The sequence below is a fragment of the Antribacter gilvus genome (assembly GCF_003946865.1).
Taxonomy (GTDB): domain Bacteria; phylum Actinomycetota; class Actinomycetes; order Actinomycetales; family Cellulomonadaceae; genus Antribacter; species Antribacter gilvus.
Genome location: NZ_QXTH01000004.1, coordinates 256496 through 270707, shown reverse-complemented (window position 1 = coordinate 270707; position 14212 = coordinate 256496). Strand labels below are relative to the sequence as shown.

The window sequence follows — 14212 nt, the reverse complement described above, 5'->3', positions numbered from 1 at the left end:
GCCAGAAGCGGAGAGGCCTCGGCCGGGGACTTGGCGCGCTGATCCCCACGTCGGCAGAAGACGCCGACCGTCTGTCCGGAGGGGAGCCCTCGGCTTCGGCGACCGCCGTCGCCCTGGAGGAGCGCCCGGCTCCTGACGTTCTTGAGGCGGCGGCCTCCGAGCCGGTCGCCGCGGAGCCAACAGCGCTGGAGCCGGTGGCGGTCGTGGAGCCGGCCACGGCGGCGGAGGCGCCGACCTCAGCGGAGGCCTCGTCATCCGCGGCCGACGGCGGATCGAGCGCTCTGCTCGACGCCGTTCCCGGTGCGCGCCCTGACGGCGGCCCTGATGCCGGCCCCGCCGCCCCCGAGGCGTCGACCGAAGCCGTGACGGCTCCGAGCGACGACTCGACGGCACCGGTCGCCGACAACGGGAGCGACGCGGGGAGCCCGGAACGCGAGCCGTCGGCGGAGGAGGCGACCTCGTCCACGGTGACCGCAGCGGAGACCGTAGACGTGGCCGGCGCGACGATCGCAGTGGGCACGGTGTCGATCTCCGACGACACCAAGCGTCAGCCGTCGGCGTACCGCCCTGGCCCGACCTCCCGCCCGACCTGGGACGCCGCGATCGAGAGCGGTCGCCTCTCGGTGTCGAACGGCGAGGGCGTCTCTGCTGGAGACGCTGCCACGTCCGCGCTGGACACCGCCTTCTTCGGCCGCTCCTCTGGGGGCGGCGATGTTTCACGTGAAACGGGACTCGATCTCCTGCCGGTGCCCGGCGCCCGTTTTGCCGAAGTCCCGGTCACGTCGATCCGACCGAACCCTCGCCAGCCGCGATCCGTCTTCGACGAGGGCCAGCTGGACGAGCTGGTTGCCTCGATCCGCGAGATCGGCGTGCTCCAGCCCATCGTGGTGCGTCCGGACAAGGAGCTCCCGGGAACCTACGAGCTCATCATGGGCGAGCGGCGGTGGCGGGCCACTCAGGCCGCCGGCCTCGATCTCGTTCCGGCGATCATCCGGGACACGGATGACACGCACATGCTGCGGGACGCCCTTCTGGAGAACCTCCACCGCGCGGCCCTGAACCCCTTGGAAGAGGCGGCGGCGTACCGCCAGCTCCTGGACGACTTCGGGTGCACCCACGAGGAGCTGGCCACCCGCATCGCGCGGAGCCGTCCGCAGATCTCGAACACGCTGCGACTCCTGCGTCTGCCGCCGCTGGTCCAACGGCGCGTCGCTGCAGGGGTTCTCTCCGCAGGTCACGCCCGTGCCCTGCTCGGTCTGAGCGACGCGGCGGAGATCGAGCGACTTGCTCAGCGGATCGTGTCGGAAGGTCTCTCGGTGCGGGCTACCGAGGAGATCGTGATGCTCACGGAGACAGGCGGCGGCGCGACGAAGGCCCGCAAGGCGCCTCGCGCCGGGGGTCGGCTGGAGGCCGTCGACGATCTGGCGACCCGCCTGTCCGACCGCTTCGAGACGCGCGTCAAGGTCAGTGTCGGCAAGAGCAAGGGCCGCCTGACCGTCGAGTTCGCCTCGGTCGACGACCTGAACCGGATCCTTGCCGTGATGGCACCCGAGGACCCGGGCCTCCTGCGGGCGCTCTCCGGCGACCGGGCGGACGGCACCGACGGCGGCGACGCCGAGGAGTGACCGGCGGACACTGACCGAGACGGAACGGGCCGGGCGGGACCATGTGGTCCCGCCCGGCCCGTTCCGTCTCTGCCAGTGCCTACGCAGGCGCCGAGGCTGTCCGCAGTGCCGTCTCGACGATCCGCCGGTACAGGGCAGGCAGGTCCTCGCCTGCGGCAGCCGCCGCCTGGGGGAGGAGAGACGTCTCCGTCATCCCGGGCGCCACGTTCACCTCGAGAACCTGGGCGGTTCCGTCGCGGTCGAGGATCAGGTCGGTCCGGGACAGGTGGCGCAGGCCGAGGGCACGGTGTGCGCGCACAGCCACATCGGCCACCGCCGCTGCCTGGGGGTCCGTCAGCCGTGCCGGCGCGAAGAACTCCGTCTCCCCGGCCACGTAGCGGGCGGCATAGTCGTAACCGCCGTCGGCGACGATCTCCACCGCGGGGAGCGCGGCAGGACCACCCGGACCGTCGACCACGCTCACCGCCAGCTCGACGCCGTCGACCGCCCTCTCGACGAGGGCCGTCGCACCGTAGGCGAAGCACTCCACCATCGCGCGGGGCAGATCCTCCACCCGCTCGACGCGCGTCACCCCCAACGCCGAGCCACCCTGCGTCGGCTTGACCACGAGCGGCAGGCCGAGCCGGCGCACGATCGCGTTCAGCACGGGCTGTGCGCCGAGGTCGCGGAACAGCGACTGAGGCAGCGTCACGTAGTCCGGCGTCGCCAGGCCCGCGGTCAGCAGCGCAGCCTTGGCGATGGGCTTGTTCCAGGCCGTCCGGCTGGCCCGCGGTCCCGTCCCGACGTAGGGGGTCCCGGCCAGCTCGAGGACATCGCGGAGGGAGCCGTCCTCACCGACGGCGCCGTGCAGCACCGGCCAGACCAGGTCGGGCGCGGTGGTCCGCAGAAAGGCGAGGAGGTCGGCGTCGACGTCGTGCACCAGTACCTCGAGGCCCGTGGACCGGAGCGACTCTGCGACGCGGCGGCCCGAGCGCAGGGAGACATCGCGCTCGTGGGACAGCCCGCCGGCGAGGATCACGACCCGCGGTCGGCCGTGCGAGGCGCCGGACATGTCCGGCAGATCGGGGCGGTCGGTCGGAACGGTGCTGGTCATCTGAGGTCTCATTCGCTGTCGGAGCGGCACGGGCGGAGGGCGTCAGGCCAGGTCGGGTGCGGGTCCTTCGACGTCCTCCGCGTCCGGGTCCGGCTGGGCCGACGTGCCGAACAGCTCCACCAGCTCGGCCTCGGCGTTGACCACGGTCGCGAGCCGGCGCACCCCCTCGCGGATGCGATCGGGCGTGGGGAAGCAGAACGACAGGCGCATGTGGTCCGAGCCGGACCCGTCGTAGTAGAAGGCAGTGCCCGGCACGTAGGCCACCCGGGCGGTGACCGCGCGGGGGAGCATCGAGCGGGCGTCGAGGCCCTCGGGTAGCCGGACCCACACGAAGAAGCCGCCGGCGGGCACGTTCCAGGACGTGGTGGGCAGGTGCTCCGCGAGCGCGCCGACGAGCGCGTCGCGACGTTCGCGGTACAGCTCCTGGTAGTCCTTGATCTGCGCCTTCCAGTCGCAGGTCTCCAGGTAGGTCGCGACCGCGAGCTGCGACGCGTTCGACGGCGAGAGGATCGATGCCTCCGACGCGAGCACGAGCTTCTCCCGTACGGCGTGCGGCGCGATCACGAAGCCGACGCGGTACCCCGGGGCGAACGTCTTGGAGAACGACCCGAGGTACAGGACGCCCTCCTCGTCGTACGACCGCAGTGCCGGCAGCGGTTCGCCCTCGTACCGGAGGAGGCCGTAGGGGTTGTCCTCCACGACGAGGACCCCGTGGCGCCGGCAGACCTCCAGGACCTGGGGGCGGCGCTCGAGAGAGAGCGTCACTCCGGCGGGGTTCTGGAAGTTGGGGACGGTGTACAGGAGCTTGACCCGGCGCCCCTCGGCCTTCAGCCGCACCAGCGTGGTGTCCAGCTCCCCGGGGACGAGGCCATCGGCATCCATGGGCACGTGCACCACGTCGGCCTGGTAGGACCGGAACACCCCGAGGGCGCCCACGTACGAGGGAGCCTCGGCGAGGACCACGTCACCCGGGTCCACGAAGATGCGGGTGACCAGGTCGAGGGCCTGCTGGGAACCGGTGGTGACCACCACGTCGTCGGCGTGAGCCTCGACGCCTTCGAGCGCCACCACCCGGGTGATGTGCTCCCGGAGCACCTCCTCGCCCTGGCCGGAGCCGTACTGCAGGGCGGTGGTCCCCTTGGTGGTGATCAGCCGCTGCATGGTCTCGGCGATCACGTCGAGGGGAAGGCCCTCGAGGAACGGCATGCCACCCGCCAGCGAGACGACCTCCGGGCGGTTCGCCACGGCGAACAGCGCCCGGATCTCCGACGCCCGCATCCCGTGCGCACGCGCTGCGTAGGCGCCGAACCACGGGTCGAGGCGGGAGCCGGCAGTCTCGAGCGGGGAGGGGGCGGTCACGCATCCCAGTCTGGCACGGGGCTCACGCAGGATTCGTGAGCACTTCCGGGACGAGACGGCGGGAAACAAAGGTGCCCGACGGCGGAGCTCACCTCGCGTACGCAAGGTGAGCTCCGCCGTCGGGCACCGGGGATGCTCGAGGCGGCCGGCTACTCAGCCGGGCTGAGGACCTGCTCGATCTCCTCGACGAGCGCCCGCTTGGGGCGGGCGCCGACGATCGACTTCACGACCTCGCCGTTCTGGTACACGTTCAGGGTCGGGATGGAGAAGATCCCGTACGCCATGGCCGTGGCCTGGTTCTCGTCGGTGTCGAGCTTGACGATCTTGATCTTGCCCTCGTACTCGTCGGACAGCTCCTCGAGGATCGGGGCGACCATGCGGCACGGGCCGCACCAGGTTGCCCAGAAGTCGACGAGGACGGGAACGTCGGAGTCGAGGACCTCGGCCTTGAAGGTGTCGTCGGTGACCTTGACGGTGCTCATACGGGTGTCTCCTCTGTCTCGGTCGGTCGGTGCGGTCTCAGTGGGCGATCTCGTCGAGGTACGCCTGGGCGTCCAGGGCGGCGGCGCAGCCGGAGCCGGCGGCGGTGATCGCCTGACGGTAGGTGTGGTCCACGGCGTCGCCGCAGGCGAAGACGCCGGGAAGGTTCGTCCGCGTGGTGCGGCCCTCGACGAGGACGTAGCCGTTCGGGTCCAGGTCGATCTGACCCTTGACCAGGTCGGTGCGGGGCTCGTGGCCGATCGCGACGAAGACACCGGTGACCGGCAGCTCGCGCGTCTCGCCCGTGGCGGTGTCGCGGAGCGTCACGGCCTCGACCTTGTTCTCGCCGCTCACTCCCGCGACCTCGCTGTTCCAGGCGAACTCGATCTTCGGGTCGTTGGTGGCGCGGTCGGCCATGATCTTGGAGGCGCGGAGCGTGTCGCGGCGGTGGACGATCGTCACCTTCGACGCGAAGCGCGTCAGGAAGGTGGCCTCCTCCATCGCGGAGTCGCCGCCGCCGACGACGGCGATGTGCTGGTCGCGGAAGAAGAAGCCGTCGCAGGTGGCGCACCAGGAGATGCCCCGGCCGGACAGCCGCTTCTCCTCGGGGAGGCCCAGCTCGCGGTACGCGGAACCGGTCGCGAGGATCACCGAGCGGGCGTGGAACGTCTCGCCGCCGCCCGTGACGACCGTCTTGACGTCGCCGCCGAGGTCGACCTGCTCGGCGTCGTCCCAGACGACGCGGGCGCCGAACTTCTCGGCCTGCTCCCGCATGGCGTCCATGAGGTCAGGGCCCTGGATGCCCGCGGGAAAGCCCGGGAAGTTCTCCACCTCGGTGGTGTTCATCAGGGCGCCGCCGGCGGTCACCGAACCGGCGACCACGACAGGCTCGAGGCCCGCGCGAGCCGCGTAGATCGCCGCCGTGTAGCCGGCTGGGCCGGAGCCCACGATCACCACGTCGTGAACGGTCGTGGCGGTCTGCTGTTCGGTCAACGTCGTCTCCTCGTCCTGCGTCTGCCACCCCTGGCGCGAGGCAGCACCCGCGTCAACACCCGGGCGGTTCCCAGTGTTCCAGGCGGCAGCCCGTGATGGCCTGCCGTCCACGTGACGGTAGGCACAGCCCGACCCTAACACTCTATATAGAAGGACGTCGATACAGTGGTCACAGGCTGATCCGACGCGGCAGGACGCCGCGCTCCGCGTAGCATGGCGAGGCGGAACCCGCCCCGACACCTCTGGTACTGTCCCGATCCGAGCGAGGAGGTCCCTGTGAGCACCGTCGAGCCCGGCGCAGTGCTGGTCGAGCGCTACAGGCTGATCCGGCCCGCCCCCACCGACCTTGCCGCAGCGGCGGTCTGGGAGGCCGAGGACCAGGTCCTCGGCCGAGCGGTACGCATCACCTTCGTCAGCGGGCCCTATGCCGCAGACGCCCTCGACTCCGCCCGCCGGGCGGCGCTCGTCTCCGACCCGCGGCTGGCCCGCGTGCTGGACGTCAGCACGATGGACGCGGCACGTCCCTACGTCATCACCGAACCCTTCAGCGGGCTGTCCCTCACGGAGATCGTCGGGGGAGGGCTCGTCGACGCGCAGCAGGCCCGTGCGCTGGTCGGAGAGGCCGCCACGGCTCTGGCGGCCGCTCACCAGCGCGGGGTGCACCACCTGGCGCTGCGGCCCGAGAGCGTGCGGGTGGACGGGCACCGTGTGATCGTGACGGGTCTGGGGCTCGACGGCGGTCTGGCGAGCGGCGACACGCTCAACGCCTACCCCGACGCGCACGGGCTCGTCGCACTCCTCTACTACGCTATGACAGCCCGCTGGCCGGGCATCGACCTCGAAGCCTCGTGGCTCACCCGCACCACCGCACCACCGCTGCCCGCGCAGCGAGACGAGCACGGCGCCGTCGTGCCGCTGTCCTCGCTCGTGCCACATGCTGACACCGCGCTCGACGCGCTGGTGGCCCGCACGTTCGATGCGTCGGGCGGCGCGTCCGGACCCAAGACACCCGACGACGTGATCACGGCCCTCGCGCCGTGGGGGGAGGTATCCGTAGTGGCCTCGCTGCCTGGATTCGTGCAGCCCAACCCGGAGGAGCCGCAGCGACATTCCATCGCCGGGGCCTTCGGAGCAGAGGGCACCCCGCCGGTGCGGCGTCCCTCCACGGGGCGCATCGCTCGTAACACCGGGACAGGTGCGGTTCCCGCCGCCGGATGGGCCGCTCAGGCGCCCCAGGCCCAGGGTTATCCACAGGACGACTACCAGTACCAGCCGGAGCAGAACACCGGTGCCGGTTACGGGGGTCACACGCCCGTGCCGCCCCCGCCGGGCCCGCAGTATGCGGCCCCCGGCTACGACCAGCAGTATGCCCAGCAGGGCTACGGCCAGCAGGGTTACGCTCCGCCGACCCCTGAGCAGCAGGGTTATCCACAGCAATATCCCCAGGGCTACGACCCCGCTGCCTACGCGGCGGCAGGCCAGGCCGGGTACGGCGGGTACCAGGACCCGAACGGGGGGTTCGAGACGCAGCCGGCGCCCCGGCGCGGCGGCGTCAACCCCACGCCGATCGTCCTGAGCATCGTGGGCGTCGGCGTGGTCGCCGGTCTCATCTGGGCGATCAGCAACGCCATGGACGACACCACGCCGCCCATCACGGAGGCTCAGCCGACCGTCTCGTCGAGCGCTGCCCCCGGCGAGTCCGGGGCGTCTGCCCCGGCCGGCGGTGGTGACGCCCCGGTCGCGGACGCGCGCCCGGTCATCGAGAGCAGCGAGGCCGTCGACCCGCTCGGCGGCGAGGGCACCGGTGGGGTGTACCCGGAGAAGGCCGAGCTGGCTACCGACAGCGACCCCTCGACCTTCTGGCACACCACGTCGTACAAGCGACCCGAGTTCGGTGGCTTCAAGGCCGGCGTCGGCTATGTGGTGCACCTTCAGGAACCCGCTCCGATGAGCAAGGTCCAGCTGCTCACGAACAGCAACGGTGGCGCCTTCGAGGTGCGTAACACCACGGCCGACGACCCGGCCGGCGGGACCGTCCTGGCCTCGGGCACCTTCTCGCCCGACACGCAGGTCGCGTTCTCCGGCGAGGTCGTCACCGACACGATCGTCATCTGGATCACTCAGCTGCCCGAGTCGCCGTCCCAGGACGACCTGAAGTTCCGGCTCGAGCTCAACGAGGTCGTCCTGAGCTGACGTCCGCTCTCCAGCGAAGCGCGGCACACAGAAGCGCCGAGGTCGTCAACGACCTCGGCGCTTCGTGCTGAGACGGATCAGCGACCGAGCTTGCGCAGCAGCGGGCGGGCGAGGGTGTCGAGCTCGCGCACCCGGAACAGCTTGAGCAGCGCCAGGTAGAGAAGCAGCATGACGCCGCCGCAGAGCGCCGTCACCCACAGCGCGTTGAGCACGGTGAGGATCCTGGGGCCGTCCCATGCCAGGACGTCGTTCCCGCCGACGAGCCGGTACACGCCCCAGGCCGCCGCGCCGGAGATCGCCGCGGCGACGCCGGCCCGCACGTGGAGGGTGAGGATGCGGACGGAGTCCAGGCCGCCGAGCTTCTTGCGCAGCCCGCTGGTCCGGAGCAGCACCGTCACCCAGTTGGACAGCGCGTACGACCCACCGGCCGCGATGACCCAGGTCGACGGCGGGAGCCACTGCACCGCGGCGAAGAGGCCGACCACGAGCGCGACCGTCGACGGCACGGTGATGAGGAAGACGGACCGGCCGTCCTCGTACGCGAAGTAGACCCACTTCATCAGGACCATCGCGCCCAGCGGCACCAGGCCGAGCGACAACGCGATGAGCACCGGCGCGATCGCGGCGACGCCCAGCTCACCGGTCGAGGGCACGAGGAGCGCGGTCACCGGCGTGGCGAGCACGGTCAGCGCCACGGTGGCGAAGACCGTGAAGACGCCGACGGTCCGCACGCCGAGCGAGAGGTCCCCCCGCACCCGCTCCGTCTCGCCGGCCGCGGCTGCCCTGCTGAGCCCGGTGAACAGGGCCGTGGCGATGGAGACGGTCACCAGGGAGTGGGGCAGCAGGTAGATCATCAGGGCCTGCGTGTAGGCGGCGGGACCGGCCACCGTGAGGTCTTCCGCGAGCTTCGGCGCGCTCGAGGCGACCTGGGTGAGGTAGAGGATGCCCACCTGCTCGAGCAGGACTGCAGCGAAGGTCCACGCCGCCACGGTGCCTGCCGAGCGCAGGCCGATGCCGCGGACGCCCAGGCGGAAGTGCCACCGGAAGCCGGACCGCCAGAGCGGGATGATCAGCACGAGGGCCTGGGCGGCGATCCCGAGGGTCGCGGTCCCCGCCAGGAGCAGCGTCCGAGGCATGTCCCAGCCCTGGAGACCGAGGCCCTGGGTCGGGGCGGAGCCGAACGCGACCAGGAAGATGCCGAACCCGATGATCGACACGATGTTGTTCATCACGGGCGCCCACATGTACGGGCCGAACTGCCCGCGCGCGTTGAGGACCTGGCCCAGCAGGGCGTAGAGCCCGTAGAAGAACAGCTGGGGGATGCACCAGAAGGCGAAGAGCGTGCCGAGGGCGAGCTGGTCGGCGGTCCAGTCCTTCGTGTAGAGGAGGATCACCAGAGAAGACCCGGCGGTGAGCAGCGTGGTGAGGGCGAGGATCCCGACCCCGGCCACGGTCAGCAGCTTGTCGAGCCGCTCCTGGGTGTTGTGCTCCCGGTACGCCTTGACGATCTGCGGCACGAGCACGGCGTTGAGCGCGCCGCCGGCGAGGATCGCGAACATCACGTTGGGGATCTTGTTCGCGACGTCGAAGGAGTCGGCGACCACACCGATCGAGCCCACCGCCGCGACGAGCATGACGTTCCGGACCAGGCCGGCCACCCGCGACGCGGCGGTCCCGGCCGCCATGATGATCGAGCTTCGCCCGAGCCCCGACCCTCCGGCGCCGCCCGGGGCACCTTGGCCCCCGCCCCCCGAAGAGCCTCCGGGGTCGCCGGATGCTCCGGCGTTCGTGGCGGTCTGGTGAGACATGGTCCTCCCGTCCCCGGGGCGGTGCCCCGGGACTACCTCGGCTGACGTGCGTGCGCGGGCTGCGCGTGCTCGGCGTCGTGCATCCCGGTGCTCCCGGCTGCCGCCGCGGCCGCCCGCGCGATCTCGCCGGTCGCAGCCTCCACGTCCTCACGGGTGGCACGGTTCGGCGAGCGTCCGCGCCGTACGGTACGCCAGATCCCGGCGACGAACAGCACACCGATCCCCGCGGCCGCGATCCACGTCCCGATCTCTTCCCACTCGGCCTGGACGCGGACCTCGAAGCTCGTGTCGGGGCCGATCTGGGTCTGGGCGGGAGACAGGAGCTGTACCGCGACGTCGACGGCGCCGGAGCCGGCGGCCGCGCTCACCGGGACGGGCACGTCTGCTGTGCTCTTGGCAGGGATGGTCTGCGAGGGCCGGTCGATGACCTGCAGACCGAGGGAGTCCGGGCGCAGCACCACGATGACCGTGACGGGTATGGAGAGGTCGTTGCGCACCCGGACCGGGATGCTGGCGTCCTCGGTGAGCAGGTTGATGCCCGACCGCGGCGGGACCACGGCGACGGAGCCGGTCGTGGCCTCGACGAAGGCGAGCCCGCTCTGGACCATCGCGTCCCGGTTCTGACCGAGGGAGCTGTAGGAGACGGCCAGGGGCGCGGTGAGGTGCGGCATGGCTGACGACGCGAGGGCCGGCCCGGAGTCACCTGCGACCGTTGCGAACGAGGCGATCGAGGAGCGCGCGCGCTCCAGCGCGGCCACGGTGGACGGGTCGAGCTCCGTCTCTTGCGGCTCGTGGTCGGCGAGCGGCTCGCGGTCCACCGCTGGGGCGGGCTGGGCGAGGAGGTCGGCGAGCGGTGCCATGCGGACCATCCCGGAGGCGGTCAGCCCCTCGGTGATGGCCTGGAAGGACGCGAGGTCGGGCGCCCACGTGCGCGGGAGGGCGACCACGACGTGGGGCGCTGCCGTGGGTCGCGACGCGATGATCGCGGCGACCTCGGCCAGCAGCCACTGCCGTCCCTGTGCGGTCGGGACCCGGGGCGCGGCCGGGACGGGGGCTGCCGCGGCGGCCTCCGCACCCGCCGCGGACGTCCAGGCGGTGTCCGTCGCGCTGACGAACGCCTCGGTCAGGGCGGCATCGCTCACGACGACGGAGGCGGTACCGGCGTCGACCGGGACGTCGGCCAGCCCTGAGGGGGTGATCCTGCTCGACGTGGGTGCGAGGGTGCCCCCGCCGACGACCACGCGGTCGCGGCCGGTGGCGACGGCCGTGCGGAGGGTGGCCAGGTCCGTCGTCGTGCCGCCGGCGGGCCAGGTCAGGTTCTGCGCCCACTCGGCGGGGACCTGCCAGTCCCCGGGCAGAGGCGCGGACTGGAACGAGCGCACCGGCTCGGCGCCGATCCCGGAGTGGGCCAGGGCGGCGGGATCGGGGTCGTAGGCGGGGAGCGTGAACGTGGTGGTCGCGGCAGCGGCGGTGACGAGGCCTTCGGCCCAGGCGGAGAGCGCGGGGTCGCCCGAAGCGGTGGCCGCGGCCACCACCTGGGGATCGACCGCCAGCGAGACGCTCCCGGTGCGAGCCACCTCGAGGAGGCTGTCGAGCCGGTTCCCCTTGGCGGCGAGCCGCGCCAGCTCCACGTCCTGCCCCTCGGGGTCGCCCGGGTTGACGGCCGGACCTGTGACGGGGAGCGCGACGCTGAGGCTGACGGGGGAGACGGATTCCGGGCTGTCCGCGTCCTGCGCGTCGTACACGAGGAAGGACCGGAGGACACCGAGCGACACGGATCCCTCGGTGACGCTGACGGCGAGGCGCCGGGCTCCCCAGCCCTCGAAGTTGCCTGCCGGGGTGTAGGTGAAGGTCACGTCCGCTGCCTGGCCGGGGGCCAGCTCCGGGACCGGGAGCGGGCCCGTGGCGCGCTGGAGGCTCCGGTCGCTCGGGTTGAGGAGCGGCGCGTGGACCCACTCGTCCAGGACCTCGCGGTCGGTGAGCGCGGCCCAGTGCACGCGGAGCGTGGCACGGGCCCCGGACAGCGTCTCCTCGGTGTTGTTCGTGACCCGTGCGGTGATCGTGACGGTCTCGCCCGCCTTGGCGGTCGCCGGGCTCATCTCGGCGAGCTCCACCGTGACGGGGTCCTTCGCCAGCGGAGCGGTCTCCGAGACCGTGCCCCCCTGGGTGGTGAGGGCCTGGGTGGTGAGGGTCGCGCCTGCCCCGCTCTCCGGCGTCGGGCCGACCGCCGTGGCCGGGGCCGCGAACGGGCCCAGGACGACGAGGGCCGCGGCGAGCGCGGCGAGCCTGGGGAGGAGGCGGACCGGGCGGCGGAGGCCTGTGGCCCCGACGCGGGACGGGTCGGAAGGCTGCTGCGTCATGGCAGGTCTGTGGGCTCCGTGGGGGGCTCGCCGGTCCGCATGGCCTCTCGGAGGCCCGGGTCGCTGTCCAGCAGCTCCCGTGCGGCGGCCGCGAGCCGCTGCTCGTTGGGGTACGACAGGCGGTCGGGGAGCTCGTCCATAGCGACCCAGAGGGCGTCCTCGGCCTCGCCGTCAGGATCGTCCTCCACGGTCAGGCGACCGCTCTCCGCACGCAGGAGGAAGTGGTGCACCACCTTGTGCACCCGCCGGTCCTCGCCGGTGAACCAGTAGTCGATCACGCCGAGGTCCGCCTGGATGCGGCCTCTGATCCCCGTCTCCTCGTGGATCTCGCGGACCGCGGCCTCCTCGGGGGTCTCCACCCCTTCGAGGTGCCCCTTGGGCAGGCACCACTCGAGCCGGCCCGTGCGGTTGCGGCGCAGGAGGACGGCGGCCTCGTAGGTGCCGGACGCGGCACGGAGGACCAGGCCGCCGGCCGACGTCTCGTCGACGACGGGCAGGTGCGGCGGCGGGGGGACCGGCGGCACCGTCCGGAGCGTGCTCGGATCCACCCGGAGAGGAGCGCCGCCCGGCGGCGCAGGCACGTCGGGGCGACCGTCGGGACGGTCGCTCGCCGGCGCTGGGGTGGACATGCCCCAACCCTACCGAGTATGCACAGGCGTCCTGGTCAGCCCTCGCCCGCCCACCGCGAAGCAGTGCGCCCGTCCGGGACGCGCGACAGGAGTCGCCACGGCCCCGGACGGGCGCACTACTTCGCGGAGCGGGACGAGCGGCGCGCTCACGGGAACGTCTGGGAGAATCGGTTGCCGTGCCTACCCCTGAGCAGGATCTCCTGCGCCGAGCCCTCGCCGTGCTGACCCGGATGGCGCCCGCCGCTCTCGAGCTGGGCGAGCTCTTCCGCGCCGAGGGCCACGAGCTCGCGCTCGTCGGCGGCCCGGTCCGGGACGCGTTCCTGGGTCGTGCGAGCAACGACCTCGACTTCGCCACGTCCGCCACCCCGGACGAGACCGAGGCGATCCTCGCCCGCTGGGGCGACGCGCACTGGGACATCGGCAAGGAGTTCGGCACGATCGGGGCGCGCCGGTTCGCGCGGGACGGTGCCGACGACGTCGTCGTGGAGGTCACCACCTACCGCACCGACGAGTACGACCCGGCGTCGCGCAAGCCGCTCGTGGCGTTCGGGGACACGCTGGAGGGCGACCTCTCCCGCAGGGACCTCACGGTCAACGCGATGGCGGTCCGCCTGCCGGAGCTCACCTTCGTGGACCCGTTCGAGGGCCTCGGGGACCTGGCTCGCCAGGTGCTGCGGACCCCGATCGCGCCGGAGCGGTCGTTCGACGACGACCCCCTGCGCATGATGCGGGTGGCTCGCTTCGCCGGCCAGCTCTCGTTTCACGTGGAACCAGGCACCCTCGCGGCGGTGGTCGCGATGGCCTCGCGCATCGAGATCGTGTCAGCCGAGCGGGTCCAGGCGGAGCTGTCGAAGCTCCTCCTCTCGGCCAACCCGCGCGCGGGCCTCGAGGTGCTCGTGGACACGGGCCTCGCGGACCACGTGCTGCCGGAGCTGCCCGCCCTCCAGCTCGAGATCGACGAGCACCACCGCCACAAGGACGTCTACCAGCACTCGCTGACCGTGCTGGAGCAGGCCATCGCGCAGGAGACGAGCCCGGACGGCCCGGTGCCCGCGCCCGACCTGGTGCTCCGGCTCGCCTCCCTCCTCCACGACGTGGGCAAGCCGGCCACCCGCCGCTTCGAGCCGGGCGGTGGTGTGAGCTTCCACCACCACGAGGTGGTGGGCGCCAAGCTCGTCGCGAAGCGCCTGCGGGAGCTGAAGTACGAGAAGCAGGTGGTCAAGGACGTGGCCCGCCTGGTCGAGCTCCACCTACGGTTCCACGGGTACGGCGAGGGCACGTGGACCGACTCCGCGGTCCGTCGCTACGTGACCGACGCCGGCCCGCTGCTCGAGCGCCTGCACCGGCTCACCCGGGCCGACTCGACCACCCGCAACAAGCGCAAGGCGCAGCGGCTCTCCGACGCCTACACCGACCTGGAGAAGAGGATCGACGCCCTGCGCGAGAGGGAGGAGATCGACTCCATCCGTCCCGACCTCGACGGCACCCAGATCATGGCGATCCTCGGGATCCCGCCGAGCCGCGAGGTGGGCGAGGCGTACAAGCACCTGCTGAACCTGCGCATGGAGCGCGGTCCGCTCGGCGAGGACACGGCGCGCGAGGAGCTTCTCTCGTGGTGGGCGGCGCGCCAGGCCTGAGGCGGGCGCGCCAGGCCTGAGGCGCGCCAGGCCTG

Annotated in this window: 10 protein-coding genes; 3 read left to right on the top strand and 7 right to left on the bottom strand. The window is 72.2% G+C overall.

What is annotated here, in order from left to right; genetic code table 11:
* The first annotated feature begins 506 nt into the window (after positions 1–506).
* Entirely contained in the window at positions 507–1625 is a 1119-nt protein-coding gene (locus tag D1350_RS08900; RefSeq protein ID WP_420807806.1) for a ParB/RepB/Spo0J family partition protein, read from the top strand.
* A gap of 79 nt (positions 1626–1704) precedes the next feature.
* Here D1350_RS08900 and D1350_RS08895 read toward each other — a convergent pair whose 3' ends face one another.
* The 4 genes from D1350_RS08895 to trxB form a co-directional block, all read right to left on the bottom strand.
* Entirely contained in the window at positions 1705–2676 is a 972-nt protein-coding gene (locus D1350_RS08895; protein ID WP_240644006.1) for a D-alanine--D-alanine ligase family protein, read from the bottom strand.
* A gap of 84 nt (positions 2677–2760) precedes the next feature.
* Positions 2761–4077 (bottom strand): aminotransferase-like domain-containing protein, encoded by a 1317-nt coding sequence (locus D1350_RS08890; protein ID WP_240643974.1) that lies wholly within the window; start codon positions 4075–4077, stop codon positions 2761–2763.
* A 149-nt stretch (positions 4078–4226) separates the two neighbouring features.
* Entirely contained in the window at positions 4227–4559 is a 333-nt protein-coding gene (gene trxA, locus D1350_RS08885; protein ID WP_125775632.1) for a thioredoxin, read from the bottom strand.
* A gap of 37 nt (positions 4560–4596) precedes the next feature.
* Positions 4597–5550, bottom strand: a complete 954-nt coding sequence (trxB, locus tag D1350_RS08880; protein WP_125775631.1) for a thioredoxin-disulfide reductase — start codon at positions 5548–5550, stop codon at positions 4597–4599.
* Between the two features lie 276 nt (positions 5551–5826).
* Here trxB and D1350_RS08875 point away from each other — a divergent pair, with 276 nt between their 5' ends.
* Positions 5827–7743 carry a protein kinase family protein gene (locus D1350_RS08875; protein WP_125775630.1) on the top strand — a complete coding sequence of 639 codons (1917 nt, stop codon included), beginning with the start codon at positions 5827–5829 and terminating at the stop codon, positions 7741–7743.
* Positions 7744–7820: 77 nt separating this feature from the next.
* On the opposite strand, the gene murJ is transcribed toward D1350_RS08875, so the two are convergent.
* The 3 genes from murJ to D1350_RS08860 all read right to left on the bottom strand — a co-directional run bounded on the left by murJ (position 7821) and on the right by D1350_RS08860 (position 12540).
* Complete coding sequence (gene murJ, locus D1350_RS08870; protein ID WP_240643973.1) at positions 7821–9428, bottom strand: murein biosynthesis integral membrane protein MurJ; 1608 nt, start codon at positions 9426–9428, stop codon at positions 7821–7823.
* A gap of 155 nt (positions 9429–9583) precedes the next feature.
* Positions 9584–11911 carry a DUF6049 family protein gene (locus D1350_RS08865; protein WP_125775628.1) on the bottom strand — a complete coding sequence of 776 codons (2328 nt, stop codon included), beginning with the start codon at positions 11909–11911 and terminating at the stop codon, positions 9584–9586.
* A complete protein-coding gene (locus D1350_RS08860; RefSeq protein ID WP_125775627.1) occupies positions 11908–12540 on the bottom strand; it encodes an NUDIX hydrolase in 633 nt (210 codons plus the stop codon). Before D1350_RS08860 ends, D1350_RS08865 begins: the two co-directional genes overlap by 4 nt.
* Positions 12541–12716: 176 nt before the next feature.
* On the opposite strand from D1350_RS08860, the gene D1350_RS08855 reads away from it, so the two are divergent.
* Positions 12717–14177: a CCA tRNA nucleotidyltransferase gene (locus D1350_RS08855; RefSeq protein ID WP_125775626.1), complete on the top strand. Its 1461-nt coding sequence runs from the start codon at positions 12717–12719 to the stop codon at positions 14175–14177.
* Positions 14178–14212 lie beyond the last annotated feature (35 nt).

What these genes read in the sequence shown, in the direction of transcription:
- D1350_RS08895 (WP_240644006.1), bottom strand. Translation starts at nt 2,676, where the DNA reads ATGTCCGGCGCCTCGCACGGCCGACCGCGGGTCGTGATCCTCGCCGGC.
- trxA (WP_125775632.1), bottom strand. Translation starts at nt 4,559, where the DNA reads ATGAGCACCGTCAAGGTCACCGACGACACCTTCAAGGCCGAGGTCCTC.
- murJ (WP_240643973.1), bottom strand. Translation starts at nt 9,428, where the DNA reads ATGGCGGCCGGGACCGCCGCGTCGCGGGTGGCCGGCCTGGTCCGGAAC.
- D1350_RS08865 (WP_125775628.1), bottom strand. Translation starts at nt 11,911, where the DNA reads ATGACGCAGCAGCCTTCCGACCCGTCCCGCGTCGGGGCCACAGGCCTC.
- D1350_RS08860 (WP_125775627.1), bottom strand. Translation starts at nt 12,540, where the DNA reads ATGTCCACCCCAGCGCCGGCGAGCGACCGTCCCGACGGTCGCCCCGAC.